This window comes from Paenibacillus sp. T2-29, assembly GCF_052921365.1.
In genome coordinates, this window is sequence record NZ_JBREVE010000001.1 from 469,287 (window position 1) to 482,586 (window position 13,300).

Here is a 13,300-nt window from a genome sequence, read left to right on the forward strand (position 1 = left end):
ATTTTACGTGTTTAATATATTTTATTGTCTACAATTTGTCAATTGCTAACAACAAAGTCCAAGCAAACCAAAAAGGTCTGCCATTAAGGCAGACCAGGGGATGACTACTTTAGCCTGTAATCTCAGATTTAATTGAGTCTGGGCTTTGCATTTTTCAAGCTGATCCTTGCCAACGTGAACCATGGTAGCTGGGACAATTTTGAGTTACTGCCAAGGCACGTATACGAACAATACTTCCACTAATGCCACATGTGTGACCGGACATTAACTCATTGCATTGTGCACAGGCCAACAGTCTGGCTTTGTATACTTCATCGTTTACACAATCCATTTTGGGTCTCATATTGTTAAGAATTCTGGTAATTTGCTCTTCCGATAAAGCGATATCTCTTTCACAGCCTTTACAAGTACTTGGCACAGGTATATCTTCCATCGTCAGCTTACCCTCCACCTCCCCGATCAACAATATCCTCAGTAAAAACAGTTTATTTCCACGATGCCACGAATGACTTTGCCAGATGCTTTATTATAGGTGGACTTATTTCCGTTCCGACGGGAGCTGGGCGGCCGCCTCGGATACGACCATCGCCAAGTCCTCATTTCCGAACATGGACAGCACCCCTAATACCGTATCCAGCGGAATATCACCTGCTTCTTCGCGCGATACAGTCAGCTTGCGTATTCGCAGCAGACGCTCGTTGCTATCCTGCTGCGGATACGCTGTACGATATAATTCCTCTGGTTCCAAGTCGTTATTGATGCACCATTGAGCAAACACAAGGATCATCATATCTTCTTCTTGCTTATAATTTTCAATGATGGCTTCTTCTACCTGTTTACCGCGGTTGTCTTCTTCCATTGATACATTTCTCCTTCAACCTAATTCTTGATGTCTGGATCATCATGGTTCGATATTAATCACTCAAACCACTAATCAGTTCTTCCGCTAGCATATGGCTTTCCAACACTTTTCCAGCTTGTATAGCACACTCCTCCGGACGATGAATATGCTCCAGAAAATGATTCACCACCCCGGTGAATCCCCGTCTTTCCAATATTGTCTCCCAGCTTCCAAAAGTTTGCGTTCGTGATAAATGATTTTTTTGCATGAAAACAGCCTGTTCCATATTCGTGACTTCAACAGACCGTCCTGCCCCGTGAAGCTCCAGCTTCTCTATGTCAGCTCCTGCCTGTCTGCTCATACTGTATGTACCGGCAGCATTCCCCAAACGCAAAGTCCCGAACGCAGCGTCCATATACCCTTCACTTGTTGTATCCAGACTACTATGTAGTAGCTCATAATTATCGCCACCCAGCCACAGTAGCAAATCAAGCATATGAATTAAATCATCATAAACCGTCTGTGTCGCCGGTCTACGATCATATCCAGTTCGGTGTTTAATCGCCGCACATTGACTGAAACCGCCCACTTCCTCTAGCCAAGCTTTTGCAGCCACATAGTGCGGAGCAAAACGTCGATTAAAACCTACCGCCAGCAGTACAGCCTGTGCTTCCGCGAAAGCAGTCATTTCCAAATTCTGACGAACATCATAGGACAATGGTTTATCTACGTACACCGCTATCCCTTTTTCAATACACGCCATAACTAGGTCAAAATGAGCTTCGGTGGCCGCATGTATAAATACAGCTTCCGGCTCCCATGCCAGCATTTCCTTCACGTCCGTCGTTCCTCTTGGTAGTCTATACTGCTCCATAGTAGAACTGACCGGCTCCTGTGAACGGTTCATCACTCCTACAATGTCTACGCCTTGGTGTGCAGCCAGTAACGGCAGATACACTTTACGAGCGATTCCACCTAATCCTGCAATAGCTACTCTTGTCTTGATTTGCTTGTCCATATCGTTCCACCTCTAATCACTCATTTCATCTGTTGTCTAGTTTACATGGAAGTCCGCTGACAAGCAAAGAAAAGAGACTGCCCCTGATCCAGATGGATCTGAGGAACAGCCTCTAAGACTTGAGTATCCAGCTTCAGCCAGATTACTTCAATATAAGTTAGCTTATGCGTGCAACGCTTCTTTTTTTGTTTTCTCACTTTTTACTTTTTTAACACGCATCCCGATGGCTACAACCAGAACTACAATCAAGGCTTCAAAACCGTATTTAACGACTCCATTTGCGAACCAGTGTGCAATTAATGGCTCGGCCACCACCATTTTAGCAGCGGTATACGCTAATACTGCGGCTCCAATCGTGATCACTACTGGGTAACGTTCTGTCAGTTTCAGAATAATCGTACTTCCCCACACCATGATCGGAACGGAGATTGCCAGACCGAGAATAACAAGTAGCATATTTCCATGAGCGGCTCCCGCAACAGCAAGCACATTATCGAGTCCCATCATTGTATCCGCAATAATAATGGTGCGAATCGCTGCCCACATCTGATTTGTAGCTGAAATTTCATGTTTTTTCTCTTCGACCAACAACTTATAGGCGATATAGATAAGGGCCAGACCCCCAACCAAACGCAATCCATATATTTGCAGTAAGTATGTGACCAGTACTGTAGCAATCACACGAATGACGACTGCTCCGACCGTTCCCCAGATAATGACCTTCTTTTGATTGGCCTTATCAACATTCCGCGCCGCCAAGCCAATTACGATCGCATTGTCACCAGCTAGCACCAGATCAATGATAATAATGGACAATAATGCGGTTAAAAACTCAATTGACAAAAAATCCATACGTTTCTCCCACCTTCTTTGTTTATTTGTTATACTGTACATAGTTCAGCGCTTTATACTAAAAAAAAAGCGCCATTTCGCGGAATCCGGAAATGGCGCTTGACCCAATTTTGGCATCAAAAAAAGACCATTTACCCGGATTCCTAAAATCCTGGCAAAGGTCTCGCTTACAACATTACGTTGCCAATAAAGCCGGGGATTAAGAATCCCGTAATGACGACTTTACTCGCTGAGCTACTCCCCTTTGGGAACTATTCTGTTAGTGGCAGTATAGCATACATTTTTGGGAATGTGAACCCCATTTTTTTCTGTATAAGCAATAAGCCGAACAGGGATATTGAAAGAGGTATATAAATGAAAAAATGGTTGCTCCCCGCGGCTTATGTTTCGCTGCTCTGCATCGCGTTTATCTACAGATATGATTGGCTCGCCTGGGCAAACAAGCAAACCTCCTTTCCGGTTCTGCTACTGCTCGCATTTTTATTCGCATTAATTCCGTTTATCCCTTACAAGCTGATTATCGCTTCCATTGCTTATGCAGCAGGCGCCTGGCAAGGTGCTTTGATTTGCTGGCTTGGCACTACTTTGGCTGCGTTGGTCGTTTACAGTGCTGTACGTACCCTGTTCCGTGACAAAGGACGTACATATTTGGAGCGTGTTCCCGCACTGGAGCGCTTCAATCAGGTCATGGAGAAAGAGCCTTTTACTGCTGTGCTACTGGCTCGTTTGATTCCAATCATTCCTCAGGCAGCTGTAAATGTATATGCCGGAGTAGCAGGGTTTCCGTTTTGGAGCTTTATGCTAGGCACAGCGATCGGCAAGCTTCCCGCGATTGCAGTGTATGCTTATGCAGGCGGTACCTTTGCGGAACATCCAATCACGGGTTTGCTTATTTTGCTGCTATATACTGCACTGGTAGGTGGAGGGTTTGTACTTTACAGAAAAAGAGTTAGGCGCGTCAACAAAACATAACACCAATGAGTTTGTGCCGCTTCTGTAGAATGTTTCATTGCAGTTTTTGGGACACACTACAGCTACGCAACTGAGTACTTTCTGATGTTTCGTTGGATTTTGCAAAAATCCCGTATATAATTTAATTGTAAGCTATTTAAATAACAACTAATTAAACATTCTCAGATTGGAGTGATAAAATATGAGCACCAACAATCCAAATACGGTAGAAAAGGCAACTTTTGCGGGTGGCTGCTTCTGGTGCATGGTCTCCCCTTTTGAGGAAATGCCCGGTATTTTGAAGGTTAGATCTGGATATACAGGGGGACATACCGAAAATCCTACCTATGAAGAGGTATGCTCTGAAACAACGGGACATGTGGAAGCCGTACAAATTACATTCGACCCTCAAGTGTTCCCATATGAAAAACTGTTGGAGCTATTTTGGCAACAGATTGATCCAACGGATGAAGGTGGACAGTTCCACGATAGAGGTTCATCCTACCAAACGGCTATTTTCTATCATAATGATGAACAACGCATCAAGGCAGAGGCTTCCAAAGAAGCTCTCGCTCAAAGTGGCCGTTTTGACAAGCCCATTGCTACATCTATCCTGCCTGCGGCAACTTTTTATGAAGCAGAAGAATATCATCAGGACTATCATAAGAAGAACCCCGCTCACTACAAACGCTATCGCAAAGGCTCAGGACGTGAAGATTTTATTGAGCAAAATTGGTCTGCCAATATTGATAAATCCGATCTTAAAGATCGGCTGACGCCTATTCAATACGAAGTAACACAAAAAAACGCAACCGAGCGCCCATTTCAAAATGAGTTTTGGGATCATGAAGCTGAAGGCATTTACGTGGATATCGTATCAGGAGAACCTTTGTTTAGTTCACTGGACAAATATGATGCGGGTTGCGGCTGGCCTAGCTTTACCCGTCCGTTGCGCAGTTACAATGTCAAAGAAAAGACCGATCTCAGCCATTTCATGATTCGTACCGAGGTCCGAAGTCGCGAAGCAGATTCCCATTTAGGGCACGTATTCGATGATGGTCCAGGTCCAGAGGGTTTGCGTTATTGCATCAATTCTGCCGCGCTCCGCTTTGTGCCTCAGGAAGACTTGGAGCGTGAAGGATATGGAGCCTATAAGTCATTATTTGAAAAGTAAGTAGCCGTAAAAATAACGAGGCTGACCCGGAATCTATCTGTATTCGATGATCACGGGTCAGCCTTTTTTTTGATATGGTAGCGCATCTACTGATTTAGCTCATCACCCACCCAAGCCAAATGGCTAGCGGTACCAGCAATAGCTGAGCTAATAAAGTTCCTGCCAAACGCGAGATGATCATCCATCCGTACACGCTGTTCATTCGGATTAGGGGCAGCTCCCCTCGTAGCGTTTTTTCTGACAACACCGCCAATCTTGGATCAATTAACAAGGTCAACAATACCGTCGCGACACCATTGATTAAGCCTGACGACATTGACATTGCCGTACCTTGAGCGGGCCATAGGAATGACGCATACAAGGCAGATACCACTCCGGTTGTATAAATTGCGGTAACGGCAATATTTAAAATAATTAGACGCTTGGGGATCACTCCACTGATTAGGGAGGTAAACATGGACCAGCTAGGGCGCTTTATGTAGTAGCCTGCATGCTTCCAGCGATTTCGCCTCATTAAATGACGTATTAAAGCCGGAATAGATCCAGTATTCTCCAAATGTACAATCCATCTGGCTGACATGCGCACCACTGTTGGATACAGTAATATAGCAAGCATAGTTCCAACGGTGGCGGCCAGCAGTACCCCGTGCATATACAGTTCCAGTCTCATATCCGTTCCGCCCAATTGTGCTGCCTCTTTAGCCTGATCGACCATCCCTCCAAGTAAAGGTCCCTGTGCCATATTGGAGGTACGTGAAACCAACAGCAGCATTCCGGCCACGGTTAATGCCAATCCAATCCGACGTGCTCGCAAACCACCAAGCCGAAGAGCATAGGACAAGCTATCAATAGTATGAATGATGATGGTTAGTAAAAAAACGAAACCCCAGGCAAGCAAATGTTTCACTCCTTTTTCTGGTATTCTGCTCACCATTATACGCTTTTTCTTAAGATAAATTTTACAATATATTCATTACTCTAATTTTTGTTAGTCTAAGCCGACAACGGGTAATACATAATACATCACCTGCTAAAAAGGAGTGTGCAACCATGCCTTGGAACAAACATGATTACCCGCCATCCATGAAAAATCTAGAACCCCGTGTGCGAGAAAAAGCCGTTGATATCGCTAACGCTCTACTCCGCGAAGGCTATGAAGAAGGGCGTGCAATTGCGATTGCCACTGCACAAGCTGAGGAATGGAACGATAATCATCCAGCCGCACGAGAATCGCCGAGCAATCAATGAAGTGAGAGACGAACAGCCCATTTCAACCTTTAAATACAAAAATGAATCGGTGGACGAAGCTCAAAGATTTATAGAATAGCAATAGATTTCTGCAAATATTCATGAACAGAACGGGCGTATCCATTCTACTTTAAAGCCTTTCTGATGAAGCTAAATACAGCGAAAGGGTGTTACGTAAGAAGATTTCTCTCCTGACGTAACACCCTTTCCTTATTGACGAAGGCTGTGGACGACCGGCACTGTTTTGGCAACTACCTTTTTAGCGGGAATAGCCGCTGGCAGTACCTTTTTCACAGGTCGGTGCAATTGGAACGTGGTCGTCCATGTAATTATTTTTCCGGCAAGCCACACAGCCAGTATTGTAAACATTGTTTCCTTCACAGGCAGATACAACAGCGATAATCCCAGTACGATGATGTCACTGACGATAAACACGTTGCCGATTTTCCATCCGCGCCACTCGCTGATTAGCAGAGACAAAATATCATCGCCCCCGGTTGCTCCACCGAATCGCAGTACGATTCCGGCTCCTAAACCTGTGAGCACCCCACAAAGTAGAGCTGCTATTAGCAGATTTCCATGCAGGTCTATAACCAGAGTCGAATATTTCTCAAATCCTGCATAAAACAGTGAAAAGGCGACGGCTCCGATTAATGCTAGCATCATAAATCTTTTGCCCTTCAGTACCCATGCTAGCAATATGACGGGAACATCAAGCATCAGCATACTCCATGCTGGAGATATGCCAAACGCATAATGACCCAGCAAAGCTAAGCCTGCAAATCCGCCCTCTGATAAATGATTCTGGGCATTAATGTGATAGTACGTAAAAGCTAAAATGCATGTTCCGAGCAACATGACAGCAATCTGTCTCAGTGCTCCATTGTTCACGATAGATTCGTAAGTTTTCCTCATACAGGCTCCCTCGGTTTCTCGTAAGTTTGATGTGGATGAACCCACTCTTACGGAAGCAACCTGGTAAGATGTGCCTGGAGGACTTGGTCCTTCGCATGTACAATCCCCTCTTCCGCAGAGTTGGCTTTCGCAACTTGACGTTACTCCGCGGAAAAGCTAAGTATAAGACAGATCAAATCGTTTCCAAATCGTCCTTTGGGGAAGTATCCTTCGGGGACACATGGTATCCTGATCCTTTCTTTTGTGGAATAAAACTCCGACATTTCTGTGGTGCATATAATTCTATAATTTATTATACCACACCTTGTCACCTGCTAAACAGCTTGCTTTTTTGCTGCACCATATTTTATTTTATGTGTGAGCATGCTTTATTGTATGTGCGAGTTGACGCATTATACCAAAGGTTTGGCGAATACACACTTAATGACCTGAGTGTGTTTTATTTTCACTTGGAGCTATTACCCTTAGTTTGGCTGTTCTGCGCTGATTGGCCATAAATACGCCCCCGAGTATAAGAAGCAGCCCGGTCAGCACGTTCCAGCCGATATGCTCATTCAGAAGTAAAAAGCCCCATACGATGGCGCTCACGGGTACAAAATACGTTACCGAAGAAGCGAATTCCGCACTCCCGCGCAAAATCATATAGTTGAACAAGATATATGCTACCCCTGATCCCAAAACTCCTAGCCCTATGAGGGAACCCAATACTCCTGGAACAGAAACGATCGACAAATCTGGTCTCTCTACAATTGCCATCATAATACCACCCCCTGTTGCCGCACCAAACAGTGTCGCAAAGGTAGCCTGATACATGGAAAGATTGGAGAGAAAACGTTTGGAGAGCTGTGTTCCAAATCCGTAGCAGAGAGTCGCAAGCAGCATACATCCAAAACCTACAGGATCAACAGAAATAATAGAGGCAGGGTTAATACCCAATAAAATAATAATTCCTATAAAAGCGAGCCCCATTCCTAACCACTGCAGGCGATGAAATATAGCTCCGAAGAAGACAAGGCCCACCAACATAGTCCATATTGGCGTGGTCGCATTCAATACAGAAGCCATGCTGCTAGCTATTCTGGTCTCACTAAAACCAATCAATGTCCATGGTAAAACCATGTTGACACATGCTACCAGAATAACCGATTTCCACGGAATGCTTTTGATTTTAAACGGCTTGCGCATAAGAAGCATTAATAAGACGATAAAAATAAGACCAAAGCTGGAGCGCAGAAATACAATGGTCCACGATCCTACTTGATGTAGCAACAACACCTTAATAAACATAAAGGAACCGCCCCAAATAAGGCTCAACAATAATAAAGCTACATATAACGAACGTGACAATATGTAAACCTTCTTTCTCTACTTTCTTAAGTTAAATAGTAAAAAATGACCGCTAGCAGAACACTATCCCCTTCTATGTAAGGTTTTTTATCCATCAGCTTAACACAAACTCTGTTTGACTGTCATCGGTCATATACGAAAGAACCTTTAGGCAATGGCACATGGAAGTAGGGCTCCCTGCCCCTTTTCCAATAATTGATGATTGCTTTGGCAATAGAAAAATCTCTATGATGAGGTATATACAGAACGTGTGTTCTATATACTTATTATATATTGTAATTTTACTCCAAGTAAAGGAGATATTTATGACAAACAAAAAGGTACTTGATAACAAGCATAAAGCTCCTTTGCCTTCTGAAGAAGACGCAGGACTGATCAAGATGTGTGTACTTCTAACTCTTGTGCTAGATGTGTTGGAACGAGACATTCGTATTATGAATATCTCTCCTCTAAAAATGCCCGATTTGTATATTCGTAGCCTGACTGAAGTACAACAGCGCATAACTGTTCAATTAGCAGAAACAAAAGCGCGAATGAAAAGACAGGGAGTGAAAATATACAGCGAAATCCGAAATCATGAAGGCGTAGAGGTTTTGTATGTATGCCGCGGTTACCAAAGGCGATTTTTCATGCTTTCATCCTTTGCCCGCAGTGAGGTTCGGCGTAAACTCGGATACTACCTGGGAATTGATCTGACCCAAGACTATGCCCCCTTATAATCTCGCCTTGCCTACTTGCCTAAACAAAGAGAAGATTTTAAAGCCCATTGGTTACATAGCAAATAATTTGGCTCGTATTTTCAAAAAGGAGAAATCTAAAATATGAAAAAAAAGAGCAGAGCCGCATAAAATGCTGGCTCTACTCATAATTACAACAGACTGATCGCCGTGTTGCTTAGTTGTTGGATTGATCAGCCGTTGGCTCAGGATAGATAACCTCGTCAGGCTGAGTTTTTGGAGCACCACTCTGGTTCTCTGATTCAGAAGGTGTCTCCGGTTCGTTTTCAATAGAAGGTTGCGATGTATCTGTTGATGGCACATCGTTATTCTCATCAAGCGGTTCGATCTCTGCATCTGTGTCAGGAACAGCAGGAGCTGTTTCCTCTGGTGGAACCTCCTCTTGATCTGTTGCAGGCACCTTAACCTCAGGGACATCTTCTTTCTTGACCTCTGGTTTGGACGGAACTACTGGTCTAGCAGAACGTGGAAGCTGTTCTCTTCCGACTTCGGTCGGCACATACTTTTGGTTAAACCAGTCCGTCACGAGGTGACCCGATTGGCGGGAATAACGCCCTGGCAGTTTACCTGTAAGACTAGATACCGTAACTTTCACAACGCCTTCCGGCTGTATAAAATGCTTATTCTTAAAAAGCTCAGGCTGGTCCTTGACCGCCTCATTCATGATCAGTGCCCACACCGACTGTGCTCTGGTGTGACCTTCTTGAGATAATGTATTAACCTGTTGGCGATAACCAGCCCAGACGCCTAGCGTAACGTCAGGTGTGTATCCCATAAACCACACATCACCAAAGTTCTGTGTCGTACCCGTTTTACCCGCGATATCAATGGTACCGTAGCTTTTAAAAGCTTTTTGCAGACGTTTGCCAGTTCCTCTCGGGTCTGATATAACGGTTCTGAGCATATCCGTCATCAAAAATGCGGTTTGCTGCGAATATACACGCTTTGTCTGTGGTTTAAATTCATATACAATCTTACCGTTGGCATCTGTAATTTTACTGATCAAGTGAGGGGCATTATACACGCCCATATTGGGAATTGTCCCATATGCTGCGGTCAGTTCTTCGACGGATACCCCCTTACTAAGTCCACCTAGCACTCCTGTTTGAGCATGTTCATCCTGTGGTTGAATCGTTGTAATTCCAAGAGAACGCACAAAATTCCAAGCGTTTGGAATTTTAACTTCATATAAAAACAGCCTCAGTGCAGGGATGTTGATTGACCGATTGAGTGCTTCACGGGCTGTCATAAGCCCCTCATACCTTCTGTTATAATTTTTAGGAATATGATAACCCTTACGTCCGTCTTTCAATATGATTTGTGAATCATCAATAAGACCGGCGGGCTGAGTGTAGCCCTTCTCCAAAGCAGGTAAGTAAGCAGCAATAGGCTTCATGGCAGAACCGGGCTGACGTGTCATTTGAGTTGCATAGTTCATTTGCTCGGTATTAAAATCCCGGCCCTCGATCATACCGAGGATAGCCCCTGTCTTATGATCAATCATGATTGCTGCAATCTGTTCTAGCCCCTTCTTCTTACTGTATGGAGAAAAATTTTGTGGATTGGCTGCAATCTGCCGCATATTGCTATAAATTTTTTTATTTATCGTTGTATAAATTCGATAGCCGGATCGTTGCAACTCTTCTCGCGTATTTTGAAGAAGTTCAGCATGCTCAGGCTTAGAAATCTCGGCTGCTGTGAGATTCGGATTTTGCTGGAGTGCTAACAACTGTGCGGCCTCCCGCTCTGTTTCCAGCATCAAATAAGGGAATGTGTTATAGCTTTTTTCGCGATGTGGTGCAAGAGTCGCTCTCACATCAAATTGAAGCGCCTCGTTATATTCGGACAGCGTGAGTTTGCCTGTTGCCAGCATTCTTCCCAACACAACGCGTTGGCGCTCCATCGCTTTATTGAAACCTTCTTCATCAAAATTCCCTTTACCATCAAAAGCGGAATAAACAGATGGCAGCTGTGGAAGACCTGCCAAATAAGCCGCTTGAGCAATATGAAGCTTATGTAGGTCGCTTACATTGAAAATCCCTAACGAAGCAGACTTGATTCCATACAAATTGTAACCAGCGGAACCATTACCAAAAGGCATTTTATTTAAGTAAGCCGTTAATATTTTGTCTTTGCCCATAAAACGCTCCATACGTAGTGCCAGCAGCATTTCCTTCACCTTTCGGCTGTCCGTTTTATCCAGACTCAGGAAAACTCTTCGGGCTACCTGCTGTGTCAGTGTACTGCCGCCAGTTTGGCGGTTTTCATTCAAAAGCTTCTGCTTGACAGCACGAGCCGTCCCCTTTAAATCTACACCATGGTGCTCATAAAATTGGCTGTCTTCCGTTGAAATGAGGGCATCCACAATGGACTGAGGAACATCCTTCAGGTCAACGAGCTGTCGGTCCTCCTCCATGCGCATTCTTCCAACCGGAGTTACCTGATCATTAAAAAATACAAAGCTGGTCAGAGCATTCTCATTTACCTTTTCATATATCAATTGACGTGATCGTACAGGTTCATCATGAACCAGTGCCGCCACATAACCGGATATAAGACCTCCGGCAAACAGCACTCCAAGTACACCCGCAAGCGAGAACCACTTGATATTAATCAGCAAAACTCTGCCAAAAATGCGCCACCTACTGCGTTTTTGAGATGATGGTCGACGTTTTGGGTTCATAAAAATGGTTTTCTCCCCTCAATATTCATTCATTTCCACTTGTTTTTGTTCAAGATAATATGATACGCCATGCTAGGTTTCCCGTAAACTGTAATGTTCCAAAAAATACATTTGTATTAGGAACACTTGTTCTGTATATAATACTACTATAAGAGTATACGTTCAAGAATATTTTGGAATATGATCAATTACATATCAGGGGAGGAGACCAACATTGTGAAGGAGCGTGGAAGTAGAACCATATTTCTAGCGGACTGTCAAAGCTTTTACACCAGCGTCGAAAAAGCGGATGATCCCACCTACCAACATAAGCCGCTCGTTGTGGCCGGTGACCCTGCACTTCGTTCAGGCATTATTTTAGCTGCGTGTCCGCTGGCAAAAAAACTTGGTATATCCACTGCAGAACGTCTGGGAGAAGCTGTAAAAAAATGTCCTGACCTTATCATTGTACGCCCGCGCATGCAGCATTATATCGATGTCTCATTAAAAATAACAGAAATTTATAATGAATATACGGATTTGGTTGAGGTTTTCAGCATTGATGAACAATTTCTAGATATGAGCGGAAGTCTCTCCCTGTTCGGAGATCCGATGAGCATTGCAAGTGAAATTCAGCAGAAAGTGCTCGCACAAACAGGAGTATGGATTCGAATTGGTATCGGTCCCAATAAAATGCTGGCTAAAACCGCAACAGATATATGGGCTAAAAAAAATGACAGCGGCATTTTCTTGTTGCCTGCGTCTGACATTGCAACTTTGCTGTGGCCCCAACCAGTACGTCTTATGTTCGGTATCGGTTCGCGTATGGAACGACATTTGGAGAGGCTTGGACTGTACACCATTGGGGACATCGCCCGTACTCCCTTACCCCGGCTTCAGGACAGATTCCGCTCTCATTTCGGCAAACAGTCCAACATACAGGCAGAGGTGATATGGCGAACTGCTAACGGGATCGATCATAGCCCGGTTAAGCCGGAAACATTTGAGACACCTCCTAAATCCATCGGTCATATGATGACTCTTCCCCGAGACTATCTCCAGCCTGCGGAAGTGGAAACCGTTCTGCTCGAGCTCACCGAGGAAGTATGTCAAGACAGCCGGCGCAAAGGGTATATGGGGTATGTCGTTACTGTCAGTTGCATGTGCAGCCCGTTTGAGTCGCCGACCGGGTTTTCGCGCCAGATGAAGCTGCCCGATCCGACTAACAACACGAATAAAATTTACAAAGCCGCCAAGGAAATTTTCTATAAATTTTGGGATCGCATGCCGGTAAGGCGATTGGGCGTTAGCCTAAGCAGTCTAATGGATGCGGAAACGTACCAGGTTTCCTTTTTTGATGATGAGAAACGGGCACGCTCCCTAGAGAAAGCCACCGACAGCATTAAGGAGCGCTACGGCAATACGGCGATCGTAAGAGCCTCCTCCCTCACTCATGTCGGCCAGGCCCTGGAAAGATCCAGGAAGATTGGGGGGCATTATAAGTAAGACATTAAATAGATTTACTGTACAACCTGAAAGGATTCTGGATCACACA

The 13,300-nt window shown here is 44.4% G+C and carries 13 protein-coding genes; 5 read left to right on the plus strand and 8 right to left on the minus strand.

Annotated features, from left to right (window positions below):
- Positions 1 to 154: 154 nt before the first annotated feature.
- The 4 genes from ACU1JV_RS02675 to ACU1JV_RS02690 form a co-directional block, all read right to left on the minus strand.
- Entirely contained in the window at positions 155 to 433 is a 279-nt protein-coding gene (locus ACU1JV_RS02675; RefSeq protein ID WP_025674979.1) for a hypothetical protein, read from the minus strand.
- A gap of 105 nt (positions 434 to 538) precedes the next feature.
- Positions 539 to 859, minus strand: a complete 321-nt coding sequence (locus ACU1JV_RS02680; RefSeq protein WP_025674978.1) for a hypothetical protein — start codon at positions 857 to 859, stop codon at positions 539 to 541.
- A 55-nt stretch (positions 860 to 914) separates the two neighbouring features.
- Positions 915 to 1,859 (minus strand): Gfo/Idh/MocA family protein, encoded by a 945-nt coding sequence (locus ACU1JV_RS02685; RefSeq protein ID WP_040103426.1) that lies wholly within the window; start codon positions 1,857 to 1,859, stop codon positions 915 to 917.
- A gap of 162 nt (positions 1,860 to 2,021) precedes the next feature.
- Positions 2,022 to 2,711 (minus strand): TerC family protein, encoded by a 690-nt coding sequence (locus ACU1JV_RS02690; RefSeq protein ID WP_040103425.1) that lies wholly within the window; start codon positions 2,709 to 2,711, stop codon positions 2,022 to 2,024.
- 354 nt (positions 2,712 to 3,065) lie between these two features.
- Here ACU1JV_RS02690 and ACU1JV_RS02695 point away from each other — a divergent pair, with 354 nt between their 5' ends.
- Together ACU1JV_RS02695 and msrA are read left to right on the plus strand one after the other, a co-directional pair.
- Positions 3,066 to 3,683, plus strand: a complete 618-nt coding sequence (locus ACU1JV_RS02695) for a TVP38/TMEM64 family protein (protein WP_040103424.1) — start codon at positions 3,066 to 3,068, stop codon at positions 3,681 to 3,683.
- 181 nt (positions 3,684 to 3,864) lie between these two features.
- Positions 3,865 to 4,836: a peptide-methionine (S)-S-oxide reductase MsrA gene (gene msrA / locus ACU1JV_RS02700; RefSeq protein ID WP_413986593.1), complete on the plus strand. Its 972-nt coding sequence runs from the start codon at positions 3,865 to 3,867 to the stop codon at positions 4,834 to 4,836.
- Positions 4,837 to 4,930: 94 nt separating this feature from the next.
- Here the strand turns inward: msrA and ACU1JV_RS02705 are convergent, their stop codons facing one another.
- Positions 4,931 to 5,734, minus strand: a complete 804-nt coding sequence (locus ACU1JV_RS02705) for a lipid II flippase Amj family protein (protein ID WP_413986594.1) — start codon at positions 5,732 to 5,734, stop codon at positions 4,931 to 4,933.
- Positions 5,735 to 5,886: 152 nt separating this feature from the next.
- Between ACU1JV_RS02705 and ACU1JV_RS02710 the strand changes: the two genes are divergently transcribed.
- Positions 5,887 to 6,084: a hypothetical protein gene (locus ACU1JV_RS02710; protein WP_013371825.1), complete on the plus strand. Its 198-nt coding sequence runs from the start codon at positions 5,887 to 5,889 to the stop codon at positions 6,082 to 6,084.
- Positions 6,085 to 6,294: 210 nt separating this feature from the next.
- On the opposite strand, the gene ACU1JV_RS02715 is transcribed toward ACU1JV_RS02710, so the two are convergent.
- Positions 6,295 to 6,999 (minus strand): YitT family protein, encoded by a 705-nt coding sequence (locus ACU1JV_RS02715; protein WP_013371826.1) that lies wholly within the window; start codon positions 6,997 to 6,999, stop codon positions 6,295 to 6,297.
- A 420-nt stretch (positions 7,000 to 7,419) separates the two neighbouring features.
- Positions 7,420 to 8,346: a DMT family transporter gene (locus ACU1JV_RS02720; RefSeq protein ID WP_413986595.1), complete on the minus strand. Its 927-nt coding sequence runs from the start codon at positions 8,344 to 8,346 to the stop codon at positions 7,420 to 7,422.
- 305 nt (positions 8,347 to 8,651) lie between these two features.
- Between ACU1JV_RS02720 and ACU1JV_RS02725 the strand changes: the two genes are divergently transcribed.
- A complete protein-coding gene (locus ACU1JV_RS02725) occupies positions 8,652 to 9,065 on the plus strand; it encodes a hypothetical protein (protein WP_013371828.1) in 414 nt (137 codons plus the stop codon).
- Between the two features lie 175 nt (positions 9,066 to 9,240).
- Here the strand turns inward: ACU1JV_RS02725 and ACU1JV_RS02730 are convergent, their stop codons facing one another.
- Positions 9,241 to 11,766 carry a transglycosylase domain-containing protein gene (locus ACU1JV_RS02730; RefSeq protein ID WP_040103419.1) on the minus strand — a complete coding sequence of 842 codons (2,526 nt, stop codon included), beginning with the start codon at positions 11,764 to 11,766 and terminating at the stop codon, positions 9,241 to 9,243.
- A 180-nt stretch (positions 11,767 to 11,946) separates the two neighbouring features.
- Between ACU1JV_RS02730 and ACU1JV_RS02735 the strand changes: the two genes are divergently transcribed.
- Positions 11,947 to 13,251: a DNA polymerase IV gene (locus tag ACU1JV_RS02735; protein WP_165079665.1), complete on the plus strand. Its 1,305-nt coding sequence runs from the start codon at positions 11,947 to 11,949 to the stop codon at positions 13,249 to 13,251.
- The last annotated feature ends 49 nt before the right edge of the window (positions 13,252 to 13,300 follow it).

Excerpts from the sequence above, each read along its gene's own strand:
- ACU1JV_RS02675 (WP_025674979.1), bottom strand. The coding sequence starts at position 433 with ATGGAAGATATACCTGTGCCAAGTACTTGTAAAGGCTGTGAAAGAGAT.
- ACU1JV_RS02680 (WP_025674978.1), bottom strand. The coding sequence starts at position 859 with ATGGAAGAAGACAACCGCGGTAAACAGGTAGAAGAAGCCATCATTGAA.
- ACU1JV_RS02685 (WP_040103426.1), bottom strand. The coding sequence starts at position 1,859 with ATGGACAAGCAAATCAAGACAAGAGTAGCTATTGCAGGATTAGGTGGA.
- ACU1JV_RS02690 (WP_040103425.1), bottom strand. The coding sequence starts at position 2,711 with ATGGATTTTTTGTCAATTGAGTTTTTAACCGCATTATTGTCCATTATT.
- ACU1JV_RS02695 (WP_040103424.1), top strand. The coding sequence starts at position 3,066 with ATGAAAAAATGGTTGCTCCCCGCGGCTTATGTTTCGCTGCTCTGCATC.
- msrA (WP_413986593.1), top strand. The coding sequence starts at position 3,865 with ATGAGCACCAACAATCCAAATACGGTAGAAAAGGCAACTTTTGCGGGT.
- ACU1JV_RS02710 (WP_013371825.1), top strand. The coding sequence starts at position 5,887 with ATGCCTTGGAACAAACATGATTACCCGCCATCCATGAAAAATCTAGAA.
- ACU1JV_RS02715 (WP_013371826.1), bottom strand. The coding sequence starts at position 6,999 with ATGAGGAAAACTTACGAATCTATCGTGAACAATGGAGCACTGAGACAG.
- ACU1JV_RS02725 (WP_013371828.1), top strand. The coding sequence starts at position 8,652 with ATGACAAACAAAAAGGTACTTGATAACAAGCATAAAGCTCCTTTGCCT.
- ACU1JV_RS02730 (WP_040103419.1), bottom strand. The coding sequence starts at position 11,766 with ATGAACCCAAAACGTCGACCATCATCTCAAAAACGCAGTAGGTGGCGC.
- ACU1JV_RS02735 (WP_165079665.1), top strand. The coding sequence starts at position 11,947 with ATGATCAATTACATATCAGGGGAGGAGACCAACATTGTGAAGGAGCGT.